This window comes from Streptomyces sp. NPDC014656, from assembly GCF_043084305.1.
Lineage (GTDB): Bacteria > Actinomycetota > Actinomycetes > Streptomycetales > Streptomycetaceae > Streptomyces.
In genome coordinates this window covers 318158-343238 of record NZ_JBIBZN010000009.1, presented here as the reverse complement: position 1 = coordinate 343238, position 25081 = coordinate 318158, and the positions used below count along the sequence as shown (strand labels likewise).

Below are 25081 nucleotides of genomic sequence, written 5' to 3'. Positions count from 1 at the left end.
GTGAACACACGTGCCTGGATCGTGTTCCTCGACGAATCAGGAGTGTCGCTGCTGCCGCAGGTCCGCCGCACCTACGCGCCCCGCGGCCGCACCCCTCTCCTGCGGCACCGGCTGAACTGGAAACGCGCCTCGATGGCCGGCGCCCTCGGCTACCACGCCGCCGACCCCGACCGAGGCCCTCGGCTGTGCTTCCACCTCAAGCCCGGCAGCTACGACACCGCCGGACTCATCGAGGTCCTGGAGCAAATGAAGGCGTTCCACCACGATGAACGGGTGGTGCTGGTCCGGGACGGACTGTCCGCTCACTGGAGCCGGGCGATACGGGCCCGGATCGCCGAACAGGACTGGCTCACCCCCGAGCGATTACCGGCCTACGCACCCGAGCTCAACCCGGTGGAACTGCTGTGGTCCTCACTGAAGAAACGCGAACTCGCCAACCTCGCCGACGACCACCTCGCCGATGTCACCGACACCACCGAACAAGGGACCCACCGCATCAACACCAACCCCCAACTGCCCTGGCCCTTCCTCGCCCACACCGGCCTCACCCTCCACCCACCAGCCCCACAGAACCAACGAAAAGATCAGTAGTCTTCTGAGTCAGGAATTCTGTTCAGATATGAGGCGGGGCGTTCGAGGATCTCGTCCGCGGACTTGGTCCAGATGTAGAGTTTGAGGTCGGTGTTCCAGGCGGCGATCCAGGTCCGGATCTCCTGATCCAGGGCCTGGACAGTCTTGTGGACGCCTCGCCGTATCTGCTTGTTCGTCTGGTGTGGGCGTTAGATCAGTGGCTGGCACGTTCAGCGCCGCGACCACCAGAACGCCTGCGGCGCTCCTGGACGGCGGCGCTTTCCAGGGGCGTGCCGCTTTATGCGCCAAGCAGCGATCTCCTTCTTTCGTGTGGACGTGCCCGGCTTTCTCCGCCAAGGCCTCGGTGGCGAGCCGATAGTGGTTGCACCGCCGGCCTGGGTGCCGGCGGCGTCCCGACCGAACAGCGCTACAGCAGAGGTGACACACCATGCCCACCACCCAGGCGAACGACCGCGTCGAGCTCGTCTTCTCACTGTTCGACGCCGACGGGAACGGCGTTTTGGAGTCGGCGGACTTCGATCTGATGGGCAAGCGGGTTGTCGCGGCGGTGCCCGAGGCCGGCGACAAGGCGAAGAGCAGGATGCTCGACGCCTTCCGCCGCTACTGGGAGACGCTCGTCCGCGAGCTGGACGCCAACGGCGACGGTCGGATCAGTCCCGAGGAGTTCACCGCGATCGTGCTCGACCCCCTGCGGTTCGACGCCACGGTCGACGAGTTCGCGGAAGCCTTGGTGGCCATGGGCGACCCGGATGGCGACGGCTTCGTCGAGCGTCCGCACTTCACTGCCCTGATGACGGCCATCGGCTTCCAGCGTCCCAACATTGACGCCCTGTTCGACGCCTTCGTGCCGGTCGACGGCGACCGTATCCCCGTGAGCACCTGGGCGGACGGCATTCGGGACTACTACAGCCCGGAGAAGGCAGGCATCCCCGGCGACCGCCTCACCGCGGGAACGGCACGATGACCCGCACCCAAGTTCCCGGACTGGGAGCCCCATTACGTAACGCGAAGCCCGTCATCGGTCTGGCGGTCGGGCGGGGTACCGGCCCGGAGCTCGCGGACGTCTTCGAGCGAGTGCTCGGCGCGCTGACCGCAAGGCATCCGCACGGCCTGGCGATCGAGCGTTCCCCCCGCCTCTACCACTCATACGTTTCGCTCCGCGCCGAACGGGACGTGCACAGGATCCGTGCGCTGACCGCGCAGGACGCGGACCATTACGAGCGGTTCTGCCGCACCGTGGCCGGGCAAGGCACTGCGGCGATCTTCCGCACCGCTATCAACGCCCAGTCCCTGTACCTCGTCCGGCAACGGCTTCGCGCTGTGAAGGTCGACCTCCTCGCCGACGCCGGGCGCTCCCTGCTGCTGGTGCGGGATCAGGCCCAGGGTTTCTACACCGGGGACAACCGGCACACGCCCGGCGAGGTCACCCGCACCATGACCTTCAGCCAGGAGATCACCGAGGCCGTGGTCACCTACGCCCTGCGGCGAGCCCAGCACGAGTGGCCGGACGGACAGCTCGACCGCATCGTCATGGCCTACAAGTTCCATCTGTTGGACGGCGCCCTCGACGCCTGGGTGTCCGAACTCGCGGACCGGCTCGGCATCCGCATCGACCTCTTCCAGCCGGACACGGTCAACCGCAACCTGCTCACGCACGGCCTGCCCGACCGCACCCTGATCGTCGCCGGGAACGAGTGGGCCGACATCATGCACGTCATGCTGCTCGACCGGTTCGGCTCCGATCGGCAGGAGAACCGCTGTACCGAGAACGTCTGCCTCGACCCCGGGCTGGCCGGCCTGGTCGAGTACCAGACGGTGCACGGTTCGGCCGACGACCTTGCGGGGCAGGACCGGGTCAACCCGGTGGCGACGATTCGCGCGGCGGCGCTCGTCGCGGAACGCCACGCCGGATGCCCCGGAGCGGTACGCGCCACTGAGCAGGCCCTGCGAACTCTGGACGAGCGGGGCGTGCGCACCTCGGACCTCGGCGGGCGGCACTCCACCGCCGCCGTGGTCGACGCCCTGCTCGACGTGCTCGAGGCGCCCGACGCCGAGGGGGCGCCGAAGGACGCCGCCCTGGTCGGCGGGTCATGACCAGTGGGGAACCGGACGGGACGGCCCTGGTCGTCGTGGACCTGCAGAACGACTTCTGCACCGGCCCGACGGCCCTGGCCCGCTTCGGCAAGGACCCCGCCGTCCTGGACGCATCTGTCGCCGGCTGTGTCCGCGCGGTGGCCAGGGCCCGCGAGCGCGGAGTGGAGGTGCTCTACGTACGGTTCGTCGGCGACCCAGAGTTTCAGGGGGCCAGCTGGCGGCTGCGGGACCGAGCACTCGGGAAGCAGCCCAAGTGCCTGGAGGGCTCATGGGGCGCGGAGTTCCACGCCGTCGCCCCGGCCCCGGGCGAGCGGGTCTTCACCAAACGTGCTTGCTTCGACGCCTTCCTGGCTGAAGGCTTTGAGGAGTACCTCGCCGCGCGGGGTGTGGACCACCTGGTCTTCGCCGGACTGTACGCGGACGTGTGCGTGGACTCCACCGCCCGCACGGCGTTCCAGAAGGGCTTCCACGTGACTGTCCTGACGGACTGCACCACCGCGCTGCACCTGCCGTACGACGCTGTGCTGCGGTTCATGCGCGCCGTCTACGGCGCCCGGACCATCACCGCGGACGACCCGCAGGCATGGACCGCACCCATGCTGCGAGCCGAGGAGGAGTCGTGCGTCCTTCCGCCGGATTGAACGCCGGTGTGGCCGAGGGCGTGGGCCGCACCGCCCTCCTGGTGGCCGCGGCCCGTGCCATCGAGAGCCACCGCCCCGATGCCCTGGCCCGGGACCCGTTCGCCGAGCACTTCGTGCGCGCGGCACCCGCCTCGGCCGGCTGGCCGGTCCGCCCGGATCAGGTGCCCGCCGGTGAGGCCGACCCGCTGTGGGGCCGGCTCGCCCGGTACTTCGGCCTGCGCACCCGTGTCCTGGACGACCACCTGCTCCGCTCGGCGCGCCGGGGCGTCCGGCAGGTGGTGCTGCTGGGAGCGGGCCTGGACTGCCGGGCGTTCCGGCTCGACTGGCCGCCGGGCTGCGTGGTCCACGAAGTGGACACCGCCGAGGTGCTGGCGTTCAAACAGGCGGTGCTCGACCGGACCGGGGCCACCCCCACGGCCCGGCGCCAGATCCTTGCGGCCGACCTCCGGCTCGACTGGGGTGAGGCACTGCTGGCCGCGGGCTTCGACCCCGCAGCACCCACCGCATGGCTCGCCGAGGGCCTGCTGCTCTACCTCCCGGCGGCGGCCGAACGCCACCTCATTGCCACGATCAACCGGCTGAGCCCGACGGGTAGTTCCCTGGCGTATGAGATCAAGGACATCGCCGAGTCACCGCAGGTGCGGGCCAGCCCGGTCTACACCGCAGCGAGGCAGCGGATCGGCATCGATCTGCTCGCCCTGTTCGACAGCGAGCCACGCCCCGACTCGGCGGGCGTCCTCGCCCAACGGGGCTGGACGGTGGCCCTCCACACCCCGTACGACTTCACCGCCCTGCACGGCCGCGGTCCCCGCCCAGAGCCGAACGACGCCCTGGCGGCCAACCGCTGGGTCTTCGCCTCGGCCCTCGGGTGGCACTGCGGGGGGCAAAGGCGGAGCACGTCGATCGCCGGAGCTTCGGCGGCCAGGACCTAGCGATCAAGTGCCTACCAGCTCAGCATCCTGACCGCAGGGAAGTGAGCCTTTTCCAACCTCACGCTGTCGCGTGGTGAAGGACGAGGCCGGCCTGGACGATCGCTGTGATGCGGGTGGTGCCGCGGCGGAGGTTCCGTAGGAGGCGCCACCCTTTGAGGGTGGCCATGGCCTGCTCGCCGAGGCAGCGGATATTGGCGTGGGTGGTGTTGTGGCGGCGCTTCCACTGCTTGAGGAGCCGGCCCCGAAACGGTACGCGGACGGGGTTGCCGGCGCCTTGGTAGGCCTTGTCCGCCCAGCACCTGAGGCCTGCTTCGGTGAGGGCTTCGGCGATCCCGTGGTGTTGCGCGGTGGTCAGGTCGTGAATCGAGCCGGGCAGAGCCGGCGAGACCTAGAGCAGCCGTCCGAACGGATCGGTGAGGACCTGCACGTTCATGCCGTGGCGCTTGTGCTTCCCGGAGTAGGAGGGGGTGTCGGCGGCGATGCGGTCGATCGGCGGCAGGGTGCCGTCGAGGATGACGAACGCCTTCTCCTGGATCGTCCGCATCGCCTCGGCCAGGGACGGGACAAGGCTTGCCATGGCCTCGACGGCTTCGCGTATGGAGCGGTAGACGGTCGCGATCCCGACGCCGAACCCGGCGGCCAGCTGGGCATAGGTGTCACCGCATCGCAGGCGAGCCAGGGCGAGCAGGGCCTGTCGCGAGGCGGGAAGGCGCCGCCAACGCGTACCGATCTCCTGCCGCCTGGCCTTCAGTCGCCCGGTCAGGAACAGCAGAGTGCGGCTGGACAGATCAATCGCCGACGGGTAGGCAAGCACGCGAAGCTCCCGGCAGACACGGGTGATCTTGGTCGAGAACCCGTCTACCAGGAGCTTCGCCGTTACGCAGGCCCGTCCAACTCGCGGTCATCACCGCCAGCTTGGAAAGAGCTCAGTCCCTCAGGTGTGAAATTGAAAACGTTCAGTTGTTTTCGTCCCAGCAGACGTAAACTTGCCGCAGATAGGGCCAAGTTGCGGGACCGATCTTGCCGTCAACGGCCAGGACCTGCCTTTTGCACAGCCTGTTGACGCTTGCCTGGAAATTCTTCGCGGCCGTCTGCGAATTACTTCCGAAGACGCCGTCGATCGTGCCCGGGTTGTAGCCCTTGTACTTGAGAATGCACTGGGCTTCCTTGCCCGCTGCAGTTACGGACGTGGAGGATGGCTGGATGGTCTCCCCGCTGTAGTAACCGGCGTAGTACTTACTGTCGTCGGTCCCTTCTCTTGTGTACGTGACATTGCACGAGAATGCCTGGACGCTGACGTCGGTGGCTGCTGCGGGAACAGCCGAAGCGCCTGACAGGCTGAGTGCAGCGGCCCCGACGGTCATGGCAATCTTCGATCGAAATTGCACGTTCTGCCTCTTCCTGTACGGAATTTGGGAGTAGACGGTCCGGGCGGTGATTTCGGCAGGTCTGTTTGAACCATCCCCATAGTGGCCCCTTGCGGGGGAAGCCTAGGTCGAAAGTAGGCTACCACCGCCCCCTTCGGTGCTTTCCTGTCAGTCATTGACGAAAACGCCACTCTTGACAGGCAGGCGGCGGGAGATTCGTTCGAAATCTCGAATAGAACGCCAGGTCCGACCGGAATGTTCAGCCGATGATGTCGAGGGTGACTCGGTGGTGGAGCTGTGCCGAGGTGATCCACACCGAAGTCCTCATCGCCACCGGCCCCGACCGAAGGAGCACCTCGTGACGACCTTCGCCTCTGCCGCACACCACTACGCCGCCTTCCGCCCCCATTACCCCGAGGAGTTCTTCACCTTCCTCATCGACCGCTTCGGCCTCGACGGGACCCAGACGGCCCTCGACCTCGGCTGCGGACCGGGCACCATAACCCTCCCCCTCGCCTCACTGGCTGGCCACGTCCACGCCGTCGACATCGAACCGGCGATGATCCGCGAGGGCCGTAAGGCCGCGGCCTCGCACGGCGCCGGGAACATCACCTGGGCGTGCAACGACGCCGCCGGTCTCACCGGCATGGGCCTGCCCCCGCTTGACCTGTGCACGATGGGCAAGTCCTTCCAGTGGATGAACCAGGACCGCCTCCTGGCCGACCTCGACACCCTCATCCGTCCCGGAGGCGGGATCGCCCTCGTCTCCACCGGCCCCCGACCAGCACGCCCGGGCCGGAGTGGCTCGACATCATCGAGAGCGTCTGCACCGACGTCATCGGCCCCGACTACCGTCAGGAGTATGGGCCCGTCGCCCACCCCGCCGAAGGCCGGGACGACGCCCTCACCCGCTCCGCGTTCTCCCACATCGAGACCGCCCGCTGGGACCAGACCTTCACCCGCGCCCTGGACGAGCTCGTCGGCCTGCAGTACTCCTTCTCCTATTCCAGCCCCGCCGTCTTCGGCACCCGGCAGGCCGCCTTCGACGAGCGTCTACGCCGCGAACTCACCGCGTTCAGCCCGACCGGCACCTTCGCCAGCACCGTCCCCATCGAAGCCGTCATCGCCACCAGGCCGTAGCCGTCCGGCCGCTTGAAACACCGTCGGCCTGCCCCGCCGCTCCTGCGGCGCACGACCGGGCAGGCCGGCCCGCGGCGCGGAGCGGCCCACGGGGGTGACACCGGAGTACAGTCCTCTGACGCCGCCTGTTCGCTCTCAAGATCGGAAAGGAGGAGGGCGACGCGCTGGTAGGTACGGGCGAACGAAATCTGCCTGGTCACCACATCGGTGTACGCCATGAGCCTTTTCCAACCTCACTGTGAGCTGTTCAGATGAAGGGTGAGGACGGCTTGGACGATGCTGGTGATCCGGGTGGTCGAGCAGCGGAGTTTGCGGAGGAGCCGCCAGGACTTGAGGGTGGCGACGGCCTTCTCGAAGAGGGCCCGGATCTTTGCGTGGGACCGGTTGACCGCCTGCTGGCCTGCGGAGAGGGTGTCCCATCGTCCCCAGCACGGGGTGCGGACGGTGCCGTCGGCGCCTCGGTATGCCTTGTCGGCCCAGCATGGGATGTCTGCCTCGGCGAGGGCGTAGATGATGCCGTGTTCGCGAGCCGCGCGGGTGTCGTGGACGGCGCCGGGCAGGGCCGCTGAGGCCCATAGCAGCCGGCCGAAGGGGTCGGTGAGGACCTGCACGTTCATCCCGTGCTTCTTGTGTTTGCCGGAGTAGAACGGCCGGTCCGCTGCGATGCGGTCGATGGGCAGAAGGGTGCCGTCCAGGATCAGGTACGCCTTCGCCGACGCGGTTCGCACCACGTCGGTCAGGCCGGGAGCGAGAGCGGCCAGGAGCTCGACCGCTTCGGTGACGTAGCGGTAGGCCGTCGTGGTGCCGATGCCGAACCCGGCTCCGAGCTGGACATAGGTGTGTCCCACGCGCAGATGGGCGAGAGTGAGCAGGGCTTGGCGGCCGGCGCTCAGGCGCCTCCACCGGGAGCCGATCGCGCGGCGGTGGCGCCGCAGCTGCTGCGTGAGGAAGCGAAGGGCGGAGCTGGACACGTCGACGCCCGACGGTAGACAAGCACGTGAAGCTTCTTGTGGATCCGGTTCTCTTGGTCGAAAACCCATCTACCAGGGGCTTCACCACGTTGTCAGCCCAACAGCCGGACACCAGAACCAGGTTGGAAAAGGCTCACTGCCATGGTTATCGAGGTCCTGCCGCCTCGCAGCTGAGCCCATCTCGTGGGCGACCAGGTGCGAGGCGGCCCGGGGCCGATGCCTGTCAGTCGCTGCCGGGGCTTGCGGTGAATCGACCGGCGCTGGTGCGGAAGTCGGGCATGCCGAGGTGAACGGTGTTGTGCCGGACCACGATGTCGCGCATGGCGGCGAGTTTCTGCTCGGCGGCGGTAAGGCTGGCTTCGAGCGCGGCGACCTCGCCGAGCCATCCCTGCTCCTTGGCCTCCCGGAGCCGGTCGAGCAGGTTCGCGTGGATCTCCTCCAGGCGGGGCATCTGCTCGGGATCGGGCCGTAGGACAGGGCAGCGGATGCAGTCGTGCTCGTGGACGCAGGGAGTCCCGAAGTCCCGTGCGCAGATGCCGAGGGCGACCTTCCGCAGTTCGAAGTGGGCCAGGAAGTCCTGCCACTCCTGCGCGGTGGGCTCCCGGTACTCCTCCCCGGGCCGCCGGTGTACCGATGTTGCCCGAGGCCGTTCATGAGGGCAGCACTGCGGTGGCCGGGTGCCGGAGGGTGCCAGGCCGGGGTGTTCACGAGTAGGGGTGACCTGGTGCGGTACAGGGCACCTGGAGATCGCTTCCCGTCCTCAGGTAGATCGTTTCCCGTTCTGCGGCAGATTTCTGGCGGACAAGGTGAGGCGACGGCGCACGAGGTCGACCTCGACGATCCGTACGGTGATCTCTTCGCCCTCGCTCACGATCTGGTCGGGGTGCTCGACGGGCTCGTCTCGGAACTCGGTGTTATGTACAAGGCCCTCGATGCCGTCGGCGATACGGACGAAGGCTCCGAACGGGATCAGCTTGGTGACCTGGCCGGTGGTGACAAGGCCTGCTTGGTCCGCGAAGGGAAGGAGCGGGTCCTCTTGGAGAGCCTTCAGTGACAGCTGAACCTGTCCACGCCGGGTGTCTACGTCGATGATCTCGCCTACGACCCGCTGGCCCGCCGTGACGGCGTCTGCGGGATGGTCGATCCACCGCCAGCTCAGTTCGGGGCCCCTGATGAAACCGGTGCACTGATCGACCGGTTCGCCGTCGAGGTTCACGAACACACCGAAGTTGTGGACGCTCTGCACCTGGCCTTGGTGTGTTGCGCCGCGTCGAAGGCCGAGAAGGAATGCTCGCAGAGTCGGGTCCTCGCACGCTGAAGCGGAGGCCCAGACGCGCTCCTGCTGCCAGTCGACCGCTATCACTTCGAAGGTGAGCTGCTGCCCGATGCTCACAGCTTCGGATGGATGCCCGGTCGCCTTACGGGTCAGATCACCATGGGGGATACACCCCACCGCTTTGCCGGGGCCGGGGAACCCGTCCAGTTCGACGAGCACCTCCCGGTCCTCGACGCTGATGACGCGGCCGGTACGGACTTCGCCGGCTCGTATGGTGTTCAGGAAGTCCTTCAGGGTCTCGCTCGGCAGGGGTTCGGTCACGGCCACGACTCTAGGTCAGGGCCGCTTTGGGCCTTGCCCCTGAAGCTGATGTTCCTCATGCTCAGCCCCATGAACACGCCAAGCGGGACCTTCGATGCCGTGCCCCTGGAGGTCCTCTTCCCAGACACCGGCGTCGCCGATCTCGACCGCATTCGGCGTTCGGCGCATGAGATCGATGGTGTCCAGGTATCGGGAAAGCCCCAGGTCTGGCAGTGGTTCCCGCAGCACGTCACGTTCCCGGGACGGGCCAAGGCCGGCACCCTGGAGATCCTGTTGGCTGAGGTCTCACTCTACGACGAAGGCGGTGACTGGGTCGAGGTCTCACTCGACGTGGAGTGGACCGAGAAAGGCCTTCTCAGTGTCTGGTCGGCCATCAACGTGGCCTGCTGGTGCGAGGCGGACCACAACGCTCACCACATCGACCCCGTCGAACGGACTGTCGTCGGAACAACTTCGCTGGCTGACGCTTTCGAGACTGCAGCAGATCGGCTCATCCAGTGGCTCGCCGGACCACGGGACCCTGAGTTCTGGAGATCCCAGGCGAGCCTTCCCCCTCGGGAGCAGGAGCGGGGCACCTGCGGTGCAGCAAGGAAAATGGTGCGGTGACGAGCATCAGTGACGACCACGTGAAGGTCCACTTCCGAATAGACATAGACGAGGACGGCTGGCCGCCGGCCAGCGTCGAGAGTCTGTGGGCGGTGGATCTCGGCGACGGCACGGTGCGGTTGGATAACACGCCGTGGTTCGTACGTGGAGTTGCCAGCGGGGACATCATCAAGGTGGAGCTCGACAGCGAAGGTCTCCTCTGGGCAGGAGAGACGGTCCGAGCCTCGGAGAACTGCACGATCCGGCTGATCGTGTTGAAGGACAGCGGATCAGCTGCTGCTAGGCAAAGCGTCCTGGAGATCTTCCACAAGCTCGGCACGACGGGCGAGGGTATCGAGCGGTACGGGATGGTGGCACTCGATGTCCCGCCGCAGGCGGACCTGCTGCGGATCCGCAAGCTCCTGGAGCACGGTGAGGCGAAGGAGTGGTGGCACTGGGAAGAAGGGTGCGTCACTGCTGCTTGGAGGGCTACGGCGACGGGGTGATGACTGCCGCAGCGGGCGCTTGCACTCCGATGCTTGGCCTCAGTGACGGTTCGCGTCGAGCCACTCCTCGCTGTTCCACGTGACGGGCATGGCACCGACAGGTTCGAACTTGATGTTGGCGTCGTTGCTGTGGACCAGGCTGAAGAAGCGTCGTTGTAGTACGGCTGCTTGGCGGGCCTGGTCGGCGATGATGTCCAGGGCGACCTGCGCCGCCCTGGGGCAGGTCGCCGCGAACCGGTCATAGTCAGTGAAGACGAGGACCAGTCCGGCGCCCTCGGGAGCATTGTCGTAGCCGCCGTAGCAGGCCACGTCGCCTAGGCAGTCGTTGAGCGCGTCCAGGTTGTGCCCGTAGTAGTCGGGGAAGTCCAGGGCCGCGGCTACGGCACGGTGCATGTCTCGCTCCGTGTTCCATTGGCCGGCTCCCAGCCGGATCACGCGGAAGCCGCGCTCTTCGAGACGTTCGGTCGCCTGTGTGAGGAGACGCTTGCGCCAGAAGAGGGTGACGAAGGTGTTGATCATGTACTCGATGCCCGGAAGCCGAGTGGTGGCGGTTGGCGCCGGATTCTGCGCCGCGTCGCTCCGGTAGGCGTCGAGGAGACGGAAGAACTCCTCGACGGGAGTTGAGCCGTCGGGGGTGTTGCGCTCAATCTCGGCTGCCCAGGTCAGAGAGCTGTGGATACCGTGATACTCACGGAGCCAGCGGCTGAAGTCGTCCTCAGGCCAGAAAGCCCAGGGTTCGTCGACGCCGTGCACGCCGAGTGCGACCCGGTAGCCGGTGAGCATGGACTGCAGGTGCTGGAGCGAGCCGCCGGGCAGCCACATGCCGGGCCGGAGACGGATCTGGTCCAGGAAGTCGTACACGTCCGTGCAGTCCTGCCAGTGCTTGGCGGTGGGCCCCGGGATGTCTTCGGTCGGCATGTTCCGACCCTACGGTGCGAACGGGTGCTGTCGTCGGTCGGAGGGGCGTGAGCGCGAGGCGATCACATGCGGTCGTCGCCGCGGCTGTGACAGCCGTGCCCTATGACGTGGAGCGGCTGCTGCACGTGGTCGGTAGGCTGGCACTGTGCGCCGCTCCTCCAGAGACCGTACGGGTCCCTGAGACCGCGCGCAGGTTCTGATGGACCGACAGGAGCAGCGGTTCCTTGCCTCCTCAGGCCACGCGGCTACGCCAGAGCCTGGCCCAAGTGGTCGCGGGGTCCACCGGCGAGCCGCCGGTGGAGGTCCTCAGCCCGGGACCGGACGAGTCCCTGCCGGTAGCCGGCGGGGAGCCGGTCCAGGACGGCGGCCGCCATCGAGGCGGCTCCGGCCGGGTCGCCGTCGGTGTTCAGGCAAGCGGCGGTGTCCAGCACGAGCAGGGCCCGGGTCATCACGGACGGGGACGTCGTCAGGGCGAGGGCTGAATCCTGTGCCCCGTACGCGGAGCGCGTGTCGCCGAGGAGGACATAGGCCTGCGACAGGTGGACGTGATGTTTCTGCCGGGGGTAGCCGAACCAGGTGTCCGCGGTGTCGGGGCCGTCCAGGGCCTCGGCCAGGTCGCGGACGTCGTTCACGGCCTGCCGGGCGCCCTCGGTGTCGCCGAGGGCGGCGAGCGCGCGGGCCGAGACCGCGGTGGCCAGCGCGGCCGCCGCGCTGGGGACGGCGCCGGCTTCGCGGCGGGCGAGCGAGGCGAGGCGGGCGGCCTGCCCGGCGGCGCCGTAGTTGAGCGGGACCATGGCGTGCCGGGTCAGGCCCCAGGCCGTCATCCGGCGGTCGCTCGACTCGCGTGCGGCCCGGGTGGCGGTGGAGAACCAGCGGTGCGCGTCGACCTGGTCGCTCCGGCCGTGCTGGACGATGGCGACGAGTCCGGCGATCCCGGCCGCTGTGCGGGCAAGCTCCGTCCGGTCCCGTGCGGTATGCGGCCGGTTCAGGACCTCGCCCAGCAGATCGAGGTCCTGGCGCATCTCGCCCAGGACCAGCCCCGGTGCGCGGCCGTGGTAGCCGCCCCGGTGCCGCTCGAACGCCGCCGACAGGTACTCCAGATCCCCGCTCCCGTCGCCTGCCAGTCCGCCGTCGATGCCCTGTCTGGCCTGCGCGATACCGGGGAGAACCGACAGCCCCGCCGTCGTCGCCACCGCTCCGATGAACCGCGGCCTGTCCACGTCCGTTTCCTCCTTGCTCCGCTCTCGCCGGTGCCGCCGGGAAGCGGCCACCGCCTGGCGCACGTCCACCGGCGCGATGCCATAGGCGTCGGCGATGGTCTCGTGCCAGAAGGCCGCCGGCAGGCGCCGCTCCGTCTCCCACCGCTTGAGGTTCTCCGGGTCGAAGCACCGACCGCCCAGTGCCGCCTCCATCCGCCGGGCCTGCTCCTCGCGGGTCAGGCCCGCGGCCTCGCGGATGGTGCGCAGTAACGCGCCGATCCCGTACGGGAACATCGTGACCGCCTCTCGCCGTGTCGTCGTAGCGCGAGACCTTAATGGCCCCCCGCTGTGGCGCCCGGCTGGTCCGAACGCACCCCCGCGCGGCCGACCGCGGTTGCCCGAAACCGGCTCAAGTCTCGACGGGCAGCTGGATCGAGGCGAGTTTGGCCGGGTCGACGACGATGTAGATGCCAATGATCCGGCCTCCGGTGACGGTGAAGGCGATGAGGGAGAGAGGGGTTCCGTCGGGGCGCCAGGACATGTGGCCAGGGATGCCGTTGACCAGCACGGGCCGCTGGCGGGCGACCTCGCCGGAGAACATTCGGGCCCCGGAGGCGACCTTGGTGGCGCCGAGGGTGACGACCACGCCGTCGGGAGTGTCGACGGTCAGTTCCACGTTGGGGTCGAGGACACGAAGCAGTGCTTCGAAGTCGCCGCTGCGGGCGGCGGCGCCGAATGCCTGGACGGCCTCTCGGTGCTCGCGGCCGGAGCCCGCCGGTCGGTCCGTGGCATGGACCTTGCGGCGGGCGCGGCTGGCGACCATCTTGGTGGCGGCGGTGGACTTGCCCAGGATCCGGCCGATTTCCTGGAACGAGACTGCGAACATGTCGTGCAGGACGAACGCCAGGCGCTCACTCGGGGTAAGCGAGTCGAGCACGACGAGCAGGGCGAGGCCGACCGAATCGGCCAGCGCCGCCTGCTCGTCCGGCGCGGGGTCATCGTCGGGTATCACCACGAGGTTCGCGAACTCCTGCTCGTAGGCGATTTCAGGGTGGGCTCGGCGGGATCTCAGGAGGTCCAGGCTGATTCGGCCGACCACCGTGGTCAGCCAGCCCGCCAGGTTGCCGATGGTCGCCGTGTCCTGACGGACGAGGCGCATCCAGGCTTCCTGGACCACGTCCTCGGCGTCGGCGTGCGAGCCCAGCACGCGGTACGCGACGGCGCGCAGCCGATCGCGCTGGGCTTCGAACGCCTCGGTCACAAGGCCGGACGGGTGGGCGGTCACGGCTTGCGCTGCTGACGGAGCGAGACCCGGTTGCCGTCCGGGTCCACTGCCTCGATGCGGACCCCGAACGGATAGTCCTCGGGCTCGGACTCTTCGAAGACGACGCCGCGCTGACGCATGATCTCGAAATCCTTTCGCAGATCGTCGGATTCGAGGATCAGCGGACCGGGGGCGCCCGCTTCCCCCGGCTGCCCCGCGGCCGCCGCATGTGACCACAGGATGATCTGCACCGGGCTGTCGGGAACCCCGACGGTGAGGAACCGTCCGTCGGGTCCCGGGAAGTCGAGCCGCTTTTCCAGGCCCAGTCCCTCGGTGTAGAACTCCAGCGCGCGGTCCTGATCGGTGACGTAGATCGTCACGTACATGATGTTGGTCAGCATCCTGCTCTCGATTCACTCGTTGATGCGACCGTTCGTGTGCGGTCGTCGTTCTCATGACGAGTGCCGACGGGAGAAGGTAACAAGACCGGTGCGCGGGAGCGGAAACGGAATACGCCTCACCGCTGGTGCCTGACAAGCATCGTGCGGGCTTCGTCTCGCTCTGGAAGTACGACGCCGACCCCGAGGCCGATCTCCTGCGCCGCCCCCAGCAACTCCTCACCGAGGGCGAGTACGCCGCGCGCTGGCGTACCTCGCGGCCAGCGAGCAGGACACCCACCGCCTCACCACGATCGAGGCCGGCCTTGGCGAGGACACCGTCAGCGACACCGCCTGGCTCGCTGGACAGCTCCGTGCCGCCTGGGCCCGCCTCGACAAGCTCCGCGACCGGATCGACGACTCCGGCGCCCTGATCGCCCTCCACCACATGGCCGAAGGCATCGACTACGTCCGGCACTCCCACACCTGACCCGTGCCCGTTCCACCGCCGCCTGGCTTTGATCACGAGTCGTGGGTTCTGTACAGATCTTGGGGAGCCGTTGCGGAGCGTTACCTCGGTGTTCGATTGCGAGTGACTGGCTCGCGTGAGACGGCGTACGCCTTGGCGTCTGACGGCCGGAAGTGACGGCCCCTCAGGTGCATTCCGTTCGCTGCTCGGGTCGGCGGTGGACGGTGATGGTGCTGGTCATGCAGACCGATGCACCGTTCTGGGATTCGCTGGTGTTCGACGGGAGCGAAGAGGTGGAGGTCGAGGCGGTGACGACCGTGTTCGGTACGGTCGAGGTGATGGCGAAAGGCCGAGCGGCCGGGGCGGCATGTCCGGACTGCGGCGGCTTCTCGGACCGGGTCCACGACCGTTACCGGCGCAGGCTGAAGGACCTTCCACTCGCTGAGCAGGGCTTCGTGATCCGGCTGACGGTCCGGCGCTTCATCTGCGGGTCGGCCGGCTGCCGACGCCGAACGTTCGCCGAGCCGTTCTCCCGGCTGACCGCCCCGCACGCGCGGTTCACCACGCGGCTCAACCGCGTCCTGGAACGGGTGGGACTCGCCCGGGCGGGACGAGCCGGCGAGGCTGGCTGCCCAGCTGGGCTTCGGTGCGGGACGGATGACCTTGTTACGCAGGGTCATGGCACTGCCCGATCCGCAGTTCAGTACTCCGCGGGTGCTGGGCGTGGACGACTTCGCGATCCGTCGCGGCCAGACCTACTCCACCGTCTTGACCAGCATCGAAGACCATCGGGTGGTCGATGTACTCCCCACCCGTGAAGCCGGGCCGCTGGCCGCCTGGCTGGACCGCCACCCCGGCGTGGAGATCATCTGCCGGGACCGGGCGGGCGCCTACGCCGAGGGCGCCCGGCGCGGTGCTCCCGATGCTGTGCAGGTAGCCGACCGGTTCCACTTGTGGCAGGGCCTGGGCCGGGCCGTGGAGACCTGCGTCGCCGCCCATCGCGACTGTCTGCGTGGGCCCTCGCCCAGCGGTCTCCTGCCGCGCGACGCTCAACCGGCTTCCGATTGGCCGCAGGACGACGCGGAGCCGGTCGGCCGGCGGGCCGAGCGGAAGAAGGCCGCACACGCCCTGGTCCACGAGATGCTCGCCCAGGGCCACTCACGCCGGGCGATCGCCCGGCACCTGGGCCGGGGCCTCAACACCGTGCTCCGGTACGCGAACGCCGCACGCTGGCAGGACACCATCCGCGAGAACAGGCCCCGGTCCAGCAGGCTGGACCCCTACAAGCCCTACCTGGAACGACGATTTACGGAGGGATGCACCAGCGTCACCCGGCTCCACGGCGAGCTGATCGCCGAGCACGCCCCGGTCACCTACGGCGTGGTCCGAGCCCACATCGCTACCTTGCGCGGGGCTCCTTCCGCAGCACCGCCGCGGCCGCCGACGGTGCGGCAGGTGACCGGCTGGCTCACCCGGCATCCCACGATCCTGAGCGAGGACGACCGGGCCTGCCTGAAAGGCGTCCTGGCCCGCTGCCCAGAACTGGACACGGCGGCCGGACATCTCCGGGACTTCGGCGAGATGCTCACCGGCCGCCTCGGCGCCACGCTCCCTGCCTGGATCTACGCCGTCGAAGCCAGCCGGCCGCCCCGGCTCACCGGTTTCACACTTCACCTGCTCCGAGACCTCGACGCCGTGACCGCCGGCCTCACCCTGGGCTGGAGCTCGGGCAGCATCGAGGGCGCCGTCAACCGCGTCAAGAAGATCAAGAGACAGCTCTACGGCCGAGCCGGATTCGAACTCCTCCGCAAGATGATCCTGCTGCAGTAGTCCGGAAGCGGACTCTTGCTGATGCGGGTTCGGCGGGCTAGAACTTCATGTGATCACTTTTGTGTGTGCCGCCTGTGCTCGCCCTCTGACCAGGGCTGTGCAGCTGTCCGAGACGCTGGTCAGGTCTGAGTTCGACGGACGGATCGGGCCCGACGGGTCCCGCCGGGCCCCGGCCACCATGAACCAGGGATTCTACGCTCTGGAGCCCGAGCCATGGGGTGCCCCGTTCCTTCCCACGGACGAATGCGTCGCGGTATTTCCCGGAGGTCCGGCTGTTGCCGATCCCGACGGAAACGGGTTCCTCACGTCCGCCGGCCCCCGAAATACGATCGTTCTCCATCCCAACGATGCGCCGGACCTGCTGCCCGACCTCGAAGGGGACCACGGAGGCTGCTGCGGGCTGCACGGCCAAGGCGGGCTGAATCGACGGTGCCCTTGCGGCACTGCAGTGGGAACAGAAATCAGCGAGTGCTACACCGCGTACGAACTCCACCTTGACCCGGCACGGGTCCATGCACGAGACATCACCATCGCCTGATCACTGTCGGAGTGCGTGGGACAGATCAACAGGTGTCGGTGGGGGCGGGGCAAGCTGCGGATAGCGGCTGTGGAGCACGGATACTCCGTGCAGGGCGATGCCCCGCGCGAACGCGTCGGCATCGTCGGTGTCCCCGGACGGGTTCATCCGTGGCCGGTAGGCCGGATGCTTCTCGGCTGCCTGCCTGACCAGGCGCTCCGAGGTCTTGACCGAGGGCGGGGTGAACGCCACGGCAGTCACCGCGGCGACCGCCGTGGCGAGGACCAGCGGGATCGGATTGCCCAGCCCGATCGTGAACGCAGCGACGGCCCCCACCCCGATCAGAATCTTGAGGGGGAGCAGGCCCCTCCGGAACCGCGCTCGCGCTGCGGGGCCGTCGAGCAAACCGTCCCGGTCCAGCGCGTCGCGGATCTGCGCCAGCTCCGCCCGGACGGGACGCGTCTCGGCCAGCGAGTGGATCGACTGCTCGGGCCGGACGTCCCACCGCCCGCGAGGGGCCTGCTGGTACGCCCGTGCCGCGGCCATCACCGAACGGTCCAGCGGCCTCAGCAGCGTGTCGGGGAGCGGCTCGGGAGCGACGATGTCACCGCCTCTGACGGCGATGCGGTTGACGGCGATGCCCCTCTCGCGGGCCAGGAGTGCCTCGTGCATGAGCAGCAAGCCCACGCTGGCCGCCACCGCTCCGGTCTCACCCCCTCGCAGATAGCCCAGCTCGTAGACGTCGAGCTCGCGCTCGGGAACGGGAGGGTTCGCCACAGCGGCCCGGACACGCCACGCGGACCATCCCGCCCACACCACCGCGACGCAGTACCCACCGAAGGCAAGCCAAGAAGTCACATGTGCTGAGAGGCCGGGACGGCTCGTTCGGTTCCCGGGCGGCAGCCTGGTGCGAAGCCTTCCGGAAATTTCGTCGGCCAGGCTGGCTCCCCTCGCATACGCGGATCCCTTTCCAATGGGGCGGCTGGCTTCTCCGTGAAGGGGTGCGCCGGTGGCATCGGACGGGCGTCAGCAGGGGGGAGGGCCCCTGCTCAGAGTGCACCGCAGTAGTGATCATGACTGTCGCGTAGTGACCAGGTTGCTGCCGCCGGATGCCCATCGTGGGGATGACCGGCTGCCACGGGCGCGCCTGCTCACAGCCTGATCCGGCTCCCGCCTCGGATACCGTGTTGCTCTACGGGGTGCCATTACGGATGTGGCGCTCCCCACCGGAGGTAGTCAGCGTATGAGTTCAAAGCGCAGCAAGAATCCAGCCCTGCCCGTACTTGACGACGCGTTCCGACTCGAGTCGGTCAAGGACGCCGAAGAGTGCACCCGTGACTTGGCCGCCCGGCTGGCCACCACCGAGCTGCGCCGCGCTTCCCATCCGGGCCGGGTCACCTGGGAGCCCACCGAGCAGGCCGAGCCCGTACCGGTTCCGCCGACCGTGGTCGACGGTGACGGGGATCTGTGGCTGCGGGATCGGGGCACTGGCACCTGGACCATGCCCGAGTTCAACCCGAAGGAGTTCCCGGACCGCTGTGGCGAGGTCCTGACGTGGAACGAGCTTGCCTGCGAGTTCGGCCCGCTTACCGCACTGGCCGACGACCGCCGCATCGGCGGCGGCCGCCGCCGCTGACCCCGCAGCTCTCTGGGATGGTCGCGTCCCTGAAGCGCCCCCTACAGGTAGCTGAGAGTTCCAGCTCACCGCCGAGCCCGACAATGACGGCAAGCAGGTGAGCGTGGTGGCGGCATGCGACGGTCCCGAGCAGCGTAGTGCGGGCCTGGCACCACCCGATGTCCTTGGTGCGGCCGGCGGCGATGGACCAGCCGGGTAGCGGTCGGCGTTCAGTTGCCGTGGTGAGCGTACGGCCCAGCCCGCCGATCGACTGCTGTCATTCAGCCACCTGCCCGAGCAGCCGCGCACCAGCTCGTCGACGGCGACCGCCAGGCCAGCGCCAAAGGCCCGCGCTTCGGCGCAGCCGCCGGCGAGGGCGTCCTTCTCCAGGGCCTCGAGGACCTCACGTCACGGAGCGGCCGCAGCGTCGAAAGCGGCCAGTGCAACGCCGCTACGCATCGCGCTCCGACCTGCGGTGAGGCCTCGAATAGAGTCTTGTGGAATCGGTGTTACACCTCGCGTTGCAGGCCCGCGCCATGTCCGGGCGGAGCCGCCGCCGACAGCATGAGGCCCCGGGTGATGACGCCCGGGCGGACCGGCCCGCGGCACCTCCGAAGAGCTGGGCCTCATGCCCAAGCCCGGCGTCGGCGCCTACGAGAAGAAGAAGTATGGCTTCGCCTTCACCGCCATGATGGGCGAGACGAAGAGCGCCTACGTTGCCCAGATCGCCGCCCTGGACATGGCCACCCAGGCCGAACGGGTCCCCTCCTGGCTCCTGCTCGGCACCGGCGGGGGCCGCACGCGCAAGAAGACCGGCACCAGCGCCGGCGCCGAGGCGGAGGCCGACGGCACGGAGGAGCCCGGGCAGGACGGCGAAGGGACCCCGCCCCGACCGGAGAAGGAGGACCGCGACTACGTCAAGGCCGTGTGCGCGTGCGAGCCGCCGACGGTGATCCGCGTGTCCCCGAAGACCCTGGAGTGCTGCAAGATCATGTGCGGCGACTGGGAGAAGAGGTTCACCCAGGAAGCCTGGGCACGACCCGCAGCTGGGCCGGGCCGGTGAACTCCACCGGCCCGGCGGCGTTTCGCCCGGCAGGATCGCCGAGCACGCGGTACGGGTGCGCCATGGATGTGAGCGATGCCTTCCTACGGGTCGAGATCGTCAGCGAGATGGCCCTGAAGCTCGGAATCGAGCCGCAGCCGCGCCGCGTCAGCTCTCGGCTGGAGGGCCGGTGGCTGGCGGCCTGACGCCTGTTCGAGACGGCCTGCTCCAACTACGCCGGTGGCCGCACCTCGGCGTCGGTCGAGCAGGCCGCGGAGCTGGTGCGCGCGATGGTGAGGGCGTACGAGAGCTACCAGGAGTACCCGTCCGTCGGGTACCTGGCCTGTCTGTACGACGAGCTCGCCCCCGTCGAGGCCAGGGAGCAGGACCACCAGGTCCCGTGTGCGGTCGAGTGGGCGGCCCGCCCGCTGGAGGCGGTACGGGCGGGGCTTCGGGACGACGACTTCGCGCGCTGGCTGCGCGCGCTGGAGGAAGCTGTGCAGGGGGCCGTCCTGACCGCCCCCTGAGCCTGGTCGGGCCTTGCGCCGCACGCCCGACCGGAGGAGGCCTTCGGCGGGCCGCTACGGGCCCGGGCGGTTACGTTGGTCGACCGCCCCCGATGAGCGCATCTTCGAGCGGTCCCGCGTACTCCCGCACAAGATCCCGTCGGGCAGCGGCGCAGTCCGGTCCACGAGGGCTATGCGTCGAAGCGGCTCCAGGGGAAGTCGTAGGCCTTCAGCGGGGCGAGGCTCTCGCGGTGGCGTGCTCCGAACGCGGCGTCTGCTTCGTTCTCGTCGGCGCTGATGCTCGTCAGCAGGCAGGGGCCGCGTAGAACAGGTGGCCCCCGTAGGCGGGCATGTAGGGGCGGAGGGGGACCGGGCGCAGGGAGCTCCACAGCGGTTCGAGGCGTTCGGTGGGCATGACGTAGGTCCAGGCGTTGAAGGGTGCGATGCCGGAAGCCTGTTTGAGGGTGAACTGGAGAAGGAAGCGGCTGAGGGGTTCCGCTTCGAGGATCGTCTCCGGGTCGTCATCGTCGTAGGGGTCCTCGGTGAGCCAGACCGGGGGTCCGCATCCTCCGGGCCGCCTTGGGGTGCCCCCTGCCTGCCCGGCGGGCAGCCGCGTGGGCCACGCCCGCCACTCGCCCCTCGGGCAAGGGCGCGACACCCCGCTCGACGCGCTTGCACCGCGTACGAGACGGTGCGGCTGGGCCGCGACGGCCTTCGACCGGGGCCCGCAGCGCTCCGCCGGTGCGGCAATCGACCGGCGGGTCCACCGGCGGGTCTGCGCCGGCTCCGCGGCAAGACGACTGGAAGGGTTCCCTCCCGGCAGCACCGGCAACCAGCGGGCCGGGCCAGGGAAGCGCAACCATTCGCATGCGGTCACTCGTCCCCTGGGGCATGAGTCTGGCACCGCCGCCTTCCTGCACGCCCTCGGAGCCGTTGGAGTGGCCGTACTGCGGCCGTGACGCCACCGCGGCGAATCCGGTGGGATGCCGTGGAGTCCACGTCGCCGGCCACACGGTGTGCCTTGCCCACCTGACCGCGGCCGACCGTGACGCCTACCTGGCCGGTCTGGGCCCCGGCAGCCGTGTCGACCACCGCGGCACCACCTTCACCGCGCCCCTCCTCGCGGCGCTCCTCGACGCCCTGCGCACTCCTGCCGGGGCCCTTCGTCTCGGTTCCGCCGATTTCGGTTCGGCGGTCTTCGAGAGCGACGTCAGGTTCGACGCAGCGGTCTTCGAGGGGGACGCCTCCTTCGAGCAGGCGGAATTCCGGGGCGTTGCCCTGTTCCATTCGACGTGCTTCAAAGGCGATGCCGGGTTCCGGGCGTCTCGCTTCAGGGACCGGGCCAGGTTCGAGCGGTCGGTCTTCGAGGAGTTCGCGCTGTTCGACTCGGCGACCTTCGAGGACGACGCATGGTTCGAGCACGCGACGTTCAAGGACGCCACTGCCTTCGAGGACGCGGTCGCCTTCAAGGGCGACGCGGACTTCGGATACGCGGTCTTCGAGGGCGGCACCAAGTTCTCCTCGGCGTCCTTCGCACGCCAAGCCTATTTCCGCGGGGCGGCTTTCCGGGAGCCCGTCTGGTTCGACACCGTGGCCTTCCAGGGGAAGGCCGTCTTCGAGGCGGCGGTCTTCGGGCACGTGGCCATGTTCGACGGCGCGACCTTCACGGATGAAGCACGCTTCAAGGCGGCCGCGTTCCAGAGCCGCGCCTCGTTCTCCTCGGCGGCCTTCCACGACACCGCCGGGTTCGAGGGGACCTCCTTCGCGTGCGACGTCAGGTTCGACCGGGCGACCTTCGAGGGGCGGCACGACCTGGGTCCGTTCGTGTGCGCCGGGACGGTGAGCCTGTCCGGGGCGGCGTTCGGCGGGCAGGCCACCCTGTCGTTCGCCGCACACCGGCTGGAATGCACGCGTACTCGCTGGGCGGCGCCGGCCGAGATGCGCGTGCGCTACGCCACGGCCGACCTCTCCCGAGCGCTCATCACTTCCCCCCTCGCCCTCGTCACGGAAAACGCTCCCTTCTCCCTCCCCGACGGCAGTGCACTGGGGGAAGGGGCCTTCGAGGACGCCGCCGACGCCAGGATGCGTCTGCTCTCCTTGCGCGGGACGGACACCACGCATCTCGTCCTGGCCGACGTCGATCTCTCCGAATGCCTGTTCGTCGGGGCGGTGCACCTGGACCGGATACGGCTGGAAGGCGTCTGCGCCTTCGACACGACCCCGCCCCGCCCGCGCCGACCGGGCAACGGCCCGCGTTACACCCCGCGCCGCACCCTGGCCGAGGAGCACCACTGGCGCGCGAGCCTGCCGCGGGCGGCGCAGGGCTGGAAAAAGGCTGGGCGAGACGCCGGGCAGGTCGGCCCGGCGCAACTGGAGCCGGTGTACCGGGCGCTGCGGAGGGCGCAGGAGGCCGCGGGGAACCGGCCGTGGGCGGCGGACTTCGCCTACGGAGAGCGAGAGATGCGCCGCCACGCCCGCACCGGTACCACCCGCGCCGAACGGTCACTGCTCCACGCGTACTGGCTGCTCTCCGGGTACGGGCTGCGCGCCTCCCGCACCGTGGGCTGGCTCGCCGTCTCCACGACCCTTACGGTGCTGTTGCTGATGTGGGCCGGGACCCCGCAGGCTTCACCGGAACGGGAGACCACCGGCGGCGCACCGGCCGGTGCGGTCGCGGTCACCTCCGGGACCGGCGGGCCCGACCCCGGAGGCCCTGCGGGGGAGGACCGGTTCACCGGTGAGCGCTTCGCGAAGTCCCTGGACGTCGCGATCGGTTCCCTGCTCTTCCGCTCCTCGGAACAGCCCCTGACCACAGCCGGCGGCTATGTCGAACTGGCCGCCGGGGTGAGCCAGCCCCTCTTGCTGGGCCTGACGGTCCTGGCCGTCCGCAACCGGGTCAGACGCTGACCGGACACGGCACGCGCACGACCTTGCCGCCACGGCGGGGACCGGACCGTTCACCGAGGTCTAGAGCAGCGAATGCCGTACGTCGAGGGCGTCCGCTCTGTCCCCCAGGTCCAACCAGGTGTTGTCCATCAGCGTCAGCTGAAGCGAACCGGCCACATTGCGCAGGATCAGCGTGTTCGCCTCACCCGCCCACCTGAGCGAGGCGACATCGTCGGAGATCCGCCGGGACGGTTCACCGAAAGCCGCGCTCAGCGCGGCGCCCATCCGCACGAAGACGTCCTGCGCCCAGGCTCGCCCCTCGGCGTCGTCGGGGACACCCTTCGTGAGCCACGTGGTGATGTCGACGATCAGCCCCTGTTCGGCGAAGACCCGGCAGCTGGTAGGACCGTATCCACTGTCGAGCCTTGCCCGGTCCGGATGTGTCCGGAGCACCTTCCAGCCGAGCTCCGCCGCCAGTTCCGGCAAGGTGTCCATGGGGCGCGCACCCTCGAGCGCGCGCAGACGGGTGGCGAGGTCGGTGAGTTCGTCGTCGGTCAAGGCACGCCTGCGATCCATGGTCATCAGTCTAGGAACTCCTGGTGAGGCGTGGGGAGCGGAGGAGGGGCACGGGGTGAGGTCGCTTCGGGGCTCAGGGGGCGGGGCGGAGAGGGGTGTGCGGCGCGGCATGGTGCGGGTCTCCTCGTCGGGCTGACCCGCGTACGTCGTGGCGTCGAGGGGGACGTGTGGCTACCCCGTCCACCGGCCTGACAGGAAGGTGACGGCGAAGACGGTGGCGAGCGGGCCGATGAGGCACAGGTACACGATGGTGACCTGCGGCCTACGCCGGCTCCATGCGGCGAGAGCGACCAGGACACGATCGCGATCGGCCGGCTGCTCGCCAACCTTCGCCGTCCCGGCGCCCTGGGCAAGGACCCCGACCGGGCCGCGACCCGTGCCGCTCAGCTGGCGGCGATCGACGAGGACTGGAACTGCTCCTGGCCGCCGGACCGGCAGCGTCACCACCGTGTCCTGGCCCGCCTCGCCGCCGACGAACCCGACGGCCGGCTGCCCGACATCGCCCCCGGCGTCGTCCACGACGGCGACGACCTCGGCGTCTGGATCACCCGCCAGCAGCGCGCCTGGGACACGCTCACCGGCGAACAGCGCGCCCGTCTGACCGCCCTGGGCCTGACCGCTCCCGCCCCCGCCCCACCGTCCGCCCAGGGAGCGGCGAAGGGGAAGCTGTCGGCGGCCTTCCTGCGTGGTGTCGAGGCGCTCGCCCAGTTCACCGCCCGCGAGGGTACCGGCGCGGCCCCCGCGCGTGACCACATCGAGCGCCTTCCCGGCGACGGTGAGGAGCACGAGCACAAGCTCGGCATCTGGTACGCCAACACCCATCAGCGCCGCGCCAACCTCAACCCCGCCCAGCGCGCCGCCCTCGCAGCCCTCGGCGTTACCTGGGCCTGACCCCCGCCCCGGTCGGGCCCCGCGCCGTCCGATGCCCGTCGCGGCTACCCGGTGGTGAGATCGCGCCCGCATGCCGAGGGAACCCGTACGCTCCTGGGGTGCTGATACGCGTCGGTGTCCCCGCATCATCGATGCGGGGACACCGAGTTTCCGTTTCTGCTTCTGCTTCTGCCCTACTGATCTTTTCATTAGTTCTGTGGGTCTGGTGGGTGGAGGGTGAGGCCGGTGTGGGCGAGGAAGGACCAGGGCAGTTGGGGGTTGGTGTTGATGCGGTGGATCCCTTGTTCGGTGGCGTCGGCGACATCGGCGAGATGGTCGCCGGCGAGGTTGGCGAGCTCACGTTTCTTCAGCGAGGACCACAGCAGTTCCACCGGGTTGAGCTCGGGTGCGTAGGCCGGTAATCGCTCGGGGGTGAGCCAGTCCTGCTCGGCGACCCGGGCCCGCATCGCACGGCTCCAGCAAGCCCACACCTGGCATGCAGCCGGGCACACCGCGGATCGGTCGGACGATACGATCGTCGCCACCACCCTGTCACCCGGTTCTCATGAGCGTCCGGCCACCCCTCGG

General features: G+C 69.1%; 26 protein-coding genes and 2 pseudogenes. 15 read left to right on the top strand and 13 right to left on the bottom strand.

The annotated features are described in order from the left end of the window. The 5 genes from ACF1ED_RS22160 to ACF1ED_RS22140 all read left to right on the top strand — a co-directional run. The coding region (locus ACF1ED_RS22160) for a transposase (RefSeq protein WP_391762932.1) at window positions 1–591 on the top strand (591 nt) is incomplete at its 5' end. A 427-nt stretch (window positions 592–1018) separates the two neighbouring features. After that, a complete protein-coding gene (locus ACF1ED_RS22155) occupies window positions 1019–1555 on the top strand; it encodes an EF-hand domain-containing protein (RefSeq protein WP_391762930.1) in 537 nt (178 codons plus the stop codon). Beyond that, on the top strand, window positions 1552–2685 hold the full coding sequence (locus ACF1ED_RS22150) for an isocitrate/isopropylmalate family dehydrogenase (RefSeq protein ID WP_391762928.1): 1134 nt from the start codon (window positions 1552–1554) through the stop codon (window positions 2683–2685). The genes ACF1ED_RS22155 and ACF1ED_RS22150 overlap by 4 nt, the downstream gene beginning before the upstream one ends. Continuing rightward, window positions 2682–3326: a cysteine hydrolase family protein gene (locus tag ACF1ED_RS22145; RefSeq protein WP_391762926.1), complete on the top strand. Its 645-nt coding sequence runs from the start codon at window positions 2682–2684 to the stop codon at window positions 3324–3326. Before ACF1ED_RS22150 ends, ACF1ED_RS22145 begins: the two co-directional genes overlap by 4 nt. Window positions 3327–3334: 8 nt before the next feature. Continuing rightward, window positions 3335–4258: a class I SAM-dependent methyltransferase gene (locus tag ACF1ED_RS22140; protein WP_391762974.1), complete on the top strand. Its 924-nt coding sequence runs from the start codon at window positions 3335–3337 to the stop codon at window positions 4256–4258. Between the two features lie 58 nt (window positions 4259–4316). On the opposite strand, the pseudogene ACF1ED_RS22135 reads toward ACF1ED_RS22140, so the two are convergent. After that, window positions 4317–5072 (bottom strand): annotated as a pseudogene (locus ACF1ED_RS22135) (transposase family protein). 142 nt (window positions 5073–5214) lie between these two features. Then, window positions 5215–5646, bottom strand: a complete 432-nt coding sequence (locus ACF1ED_RS22130; protein ID WP_391762924.1) for a peptidoglycan-binding protein — start codon at window positions 5644–5646, stop codon at window positions 5215–5217. 136 nt (window positions 5647–5782) lie between these two features. Here ACF1ED_RS22130 and ACF1ED_RS22125 point away from each other — a divergent pair, with 136 nt between their 5' ends. After that, window positions 5783–6781, top strand: a complete 999-nt coding sequence (locus ACF1ED_RS22125; protein ID WP_391762922.1) for a methyltransferase domain-containing protein — start codon at window positions 5783–5785, stop codon at window positions 6779–6781. A 217-nt stretch (window positions 6782–6998) separates the two neighbouring features. On the opposite strand, the gene ACF1ED_RS22120 is transcribed toward ACF1ED_RS22125, so the two are convergent. The 3 genes from ACF1ED_RS22120 to ACF1ED_RS22110 all read right to left on the bottom strand — a co-directional run bounded on the left by ACF1ED_RS22120 (window position 6999) and on the right by ACF1ED_RS22110 (window position 9333). After that, complete coding sequence (locus ACF1ED_RS22120) at window positions 6999–7805, bottom strand: transposase family protein (protein WP_391762920.1); 807 nt, start codon at window positions 7803–7805, stop codon at window positions 6999–7001. A gap of 154 nt (window positions 7806–7959) precedes the next feature. Next, complete coding sequence (locus tag ACF1ED_RS22115; protein WP_391762918.1) at window positions 7960–8187, bottom strand: hypothetical protein; 228 nt, start codon at window positions 8185–8187, stop codon at window positions 7960–7962. Between the two features lie 309 nt (window positions 8188–8496). Beyond that, window positions 8497–9333: a S1 RNA-binding domain-containing protein gene (locus tag ACF1ED_RS22110; RefSeq protein WP_391762916.1), complete on the bottom strand. Its 837-nt coding sequence runs from the start codon at window positions 9331–9333 to the stop codon at window positions 8497–8499. A 33-nt stretch (window positions 9334–9366) separates the two neighbouring features. Here ACF1ED_RS22110 and ACF1ED_RS22105 point away from each other — a divergent pair, with 33 nt between their 5' ends. Continuing rightward, on the top strand, window positions 9367–9939 hold the full coding sequence (locus ACF1ED_RS22105) for a hypothetical protein (RefSeq protein WP_391762914.1): 573 nt from the start codon (window positions 9367–9369) through the stop codon (window positions 9937–9939). Continuing rightward, window positions 9936–10424 (top strand): DUF4265 domain-containing protein, encoded by a 489-nt coding sequence (locus ACF1ED_RS22100; RefSeq protein WP_391762912.1) that lies wholly within the window; start codon window positions 9936–9938, stop codon window positions 10422–10424. The genes ACF1ED_RS22105 and ACF1ED_RS22100 overlap by 4 nt, the downstream gene beginning before the upstream one ends. 39 nt (window positions 10425–10463) lie before the next feature. Here ACF1ED_RS22100 and ACF1ED_RS22095 read toward each other — a convergent pair whose 3' ends face one another. From ACF1ED_RS22095 to ACF1ED_RS22080, 4 genes are all read right to left on the bottom strand, one after another. Beyond that, the gene (locus ACF1ED_RS22095) at window positions 10464–11342 is read right to left on the bottom strand and encodes a barstar family protein (RefSeq protein ID WP_391762910.1); all 879 of its coding nucleotides are present in this window, start codon (window positions 11340–11342) and stop codon (window positions 10464–10466) included. A 245-nt stretch (window positions 11343–11587) separates the two neighbouring features. Further along, window positions 11588–12835: a helix-turn-helix domain-containing protein gene (locus ACF1ED_RS22090; protein WP_391762908.1), complete on the bottom strand. Its 1248-nt coding sequence runs from the start codon at window positions 12833–12835 to the stop codon at window positions 11588–11590. 115 nt (window positions 12836–12950) lie between these two features. Further along, window positions 12951–13826: a sigma-70 family RNA polymerase sigma factor gene (locus ACF1ED_RS22085; RefSeq protein ID WP_391762906.1), complete on the bottom strand. Its 876-nt coding sequence runs from the start codon at window positions 13824–13826 to the stop codon at window positions 12951–12953. Continuing rightward, window positions 13823–14206, bottom strand: coding sequence for a VOC family protein (locus ACF1ED_RS22080; RefSeq protein ID WP_030229414.1), 384 nt, complete (start codon window positions 14204–14206; stop codon window positions 13823–13825). The genes ACF1ED_RS22085 and ACF1ED_RS22080 overlap by 4 nt, the downstream gene beginning before the upstream one ends. Window positions 14207–14878: 672 nt before the next feature. Between ACF1ED_RS22080 and ACF1ED_RS22075 the strand changes: the two are divergent. Together ACF1ED_RS22075 and ACF1ED_RS22070 are read left to right on the top strand one after the other, a co-directional pair. Beyond that, window positions 14879–15079, top strand: a pseudogene (locus ACF1ED_RS22075) (ISL3 family transposase); the annotation flags it as partial. Between the two features lie 250 nt (window positions 15080–15329). Then, on the top strand, window positions 15330–16481 hold the full coding sequence (locus ACF1ED_RS22070; protein ID WP_391762904.1) for an ISL3 family transposase: 1152 nt from the start codon (window positions 15330–15332) through the stop codon (window positions 16479–16481). A gap of 538 nt (window positions 16482–17019) precedes the next feature. On the opposite strand, the gene ACF1ED_RS22065 is transcribed toward ACF1ED_RS22070, so the two are convergent. Next, window positions 17020–17814, bottom strand: coding sequence for a TIGR04222 domain-containing membrane protein (locus ACF1ED_RS22065; RefSeq protein WP_391762972.1), 795 nt, complete (start codon window positions 17812–17814; stop codon window positions 17020–17022). 427 nt (window positions 17815–18241) lie between these two features. Here ACF1ED_RS22065 and ACF1ED_RS22060 point away from each other — a divergent pair, with 427 nt between their 5' ends. The 5 genes from ACF1ED_RS22060 to ACF1ED_RS22040 all read left to right on the top strand — a co-directional run bounded on the left by ACF1ED_RS22060 (window position 18242) and on the right by ACF1ED_RS22040 (window position 23068). After that, the gene (locus ACF1ED_RS22060; RefSeq protein WP_391762902.1) at window positions 18242–18634 is read left to right on the top strand and encodes a hypothetical protein; all 393 of its coding nucleotides are present in this window, start codon (window positions 18242–18244) and stop codon (window positions 18632–18634) included. 607 nt (window positions 18635–19241) lie between these two features. Then, complete coding sequence (locus ACF1ED_RS22055) at window positions 19242–19676, top strand: hypothetical protein (protein WP_391762900.1); 435 nt, start codon at window positions 19242–19244, stop codon at window positions 19674–19676. 62 nt (window positions 19677–19738) lie between these two features. Then, a complete protein-coding gene (locus tag ACF1ED_RS22050) occupies window positions 19739–19861 on the top strand; it encodes a hypothetical protein (protein ID WP_391762898.1) in 123 nt (40 codons plus the stop codon). An 84-nt stretch (window positions 19862–19945) separates the two neighbouring features. Continuing rightward, on the top strand, window positions 19946–20182 hold the full coding sequence (locus ACF1ED_RS22045) for a hypothetical protein (RefSeq protein WP_391762896.1): 237 nt from the start codon (window positions 19946–19948) through the stop codon (window positions 20180–20182). Window positions 20183–20902: 720 nt separating this feature from the next. Further along, window positions 20903–23068, top strand: a complete 2166-nt coding sequence (locus ACF1ED_RS22040) for a pentapeptide repeat-containing protein (RefSeq protein WP_391762894.1) — start codon at window positions 20903–20905, stop codon at window positions 23066–23068. Window positions 23069–23128: 60 nt separating this feature from the next. Here the strand turns inward: ACF1ED_RS22040 and ACF1ED_RS22035 are convergent, their stop codons facing one another. From ACF1ED_RS22035 to ACF1ED_RS22025, 3 genes are all read right to left on the bottom strand, one after another. Beyond that, window positions 23129–23623: a DUF6301 family protein gene (locus ACF1ED_RS22035; protein ID WP_391762892.1), complete on the bottom strand. Its 495-nt coding sequence runs from the start codon at window positions 23621–23623 to the stop codon at window positions 23129–23131. A 171-nt stretch (window positions 23624–23794) separates the two neighbouring features. Next, on the bottom strand, window positions 23795–24409 hold the full coding sequence (locus tag ACF1ED_RS22030) for a hypothetical protein (RefSeq protein ID WP_391762890.1): 615 nt from the start codon (window positions 24407–24409) through the stop codon (window positions 23795–23797). 293 nt (window positions 24410–24702) lie between these two features. After that, window positions 24703–24960 carry a transposase gene (locus ACF1ED_RS22025; protein WP_391762888.1) on the bottom strand — a complete coding sequence of 86 codons (258 nt, stop codon included), beginning with the start codon at window positions 24958–24960 and terminating at the stop codon, window positions 24703–24705. Window positions 24961–25081: the final 121 nt, after the last annotated feature.

Excerpts from the sequence above, each read along its gene's own strand:
- ACF1ED_RS22050 (WP_391762898.1), top strand. The coding sequence starts at position 19,739 with ATGGATGTGAGCGATGCCTTCCTACGGGTCGAGATCGTCAGCGAGATG.
- ACF1ED_RS22035 (WP_391762892.1), bottom strand. The coding sequence starts at position 23,623 with ATGGATCGCAGGCGTGCCTTGACCGACGACGAACTCACCGACCTCGCC.
- ACF1ED_RS22120 (WP_391762920.1), bottom strand. The coding sequence starts at position 7,805 with ATGGGTTTTCGACCAAGAGAACCGGATCCACAAGAAGCTTCACGTGCT.
- ACF1ED_RS22025 (WP_391762888.1), bottom strand. The coding sequence starts at position 24,960 with ATGCGGGCCCGGGTCGCCGAGCAGGACTGGCTCACCCCCGAGCGATTA.
- ACF1ED_RS22095 (WP_391762910.1), bottom strand. The coding sequence starts at position 11,342 with ATGCCGACCGAAGACATCCCGGGGCCCACCGCCAAGCACTGGCAGGAC.
- ACF1ED_RS22080 (WP_030229414.1), bottom strand. The coding sequence starts at position 14,206 with ATGCTGACCAACATCATGTACGTGACGATCTACGTCACCGATCAGGAC.
- ACF1ED_RS22070 (WP_391762904.1), top strand. The coding sequence starts at position 15,330 with ATGGCACTGCCCGATCCGCAGTTCAGTACTCCGCGGGTGCTGGGCGTG.
- ACF1ED_RS22115 (WP_391762918.1), bottom strand. The coding sequence starts at position 8,187 with ATGCCCCGCCTGGAGGAGATCCACGCGAACCTGCTCGACCGGCTCCGG.
- ACF1ED_RS22060 (WP_391762902.1), top strand. The coding sequence starts at position 18,242 with ATGAGTTCAAAGCGCAGCAAGAATCCAGCCCTGCCCGTACTTGACGAC.
- ACF1ED_RS22045 (WP_391762896.1), top strand. The coding sequence starts at position 19,946 with ATGGTGAGGGCGTACGAGAGCTACCAGGAGTACCCGTCCGTCGGGTAC.
- ACF1ED_RS22055 (WP_391762900.1), top strand. The coding sequence starts at position 19,242 with ATGCCCAAGCCCGGCGTCGGCGCCTACGAGAAGAAGAAGTATGGCTTC.
- ACF1ED_RS22150 (WP_391762928.1), top strand. The coding sequence starts at position 1,552 with ATGACCCGCACCCAAGTTCCCGGACTGGGAGCCCCATTACGTAACGCG.
- ACF1ED_RS22145 (WP_391762926.1), top strand. The coding sequence starts at position 2,682 with ATGACCAGTGGGGAACCGGACGGGACGGCCCTGGTCGTCGTGGACCTG.
- ACF1ED_RS22090 (WP_391762908.1), bottom strand. The coding sequence starts at position 12,835 with ATGTTCCCGTACGGGATCGGCGCGTTACTGCGCACCATCCGCGAGGCC.
- ACF1ED_RS22155 (WP_391762930.1), top strand. The coding sequence starts at position 1,019 with ATGCCCACCACCCAGGCGAACGACCGCGTCGAGCTCGTCTTCTCACTG.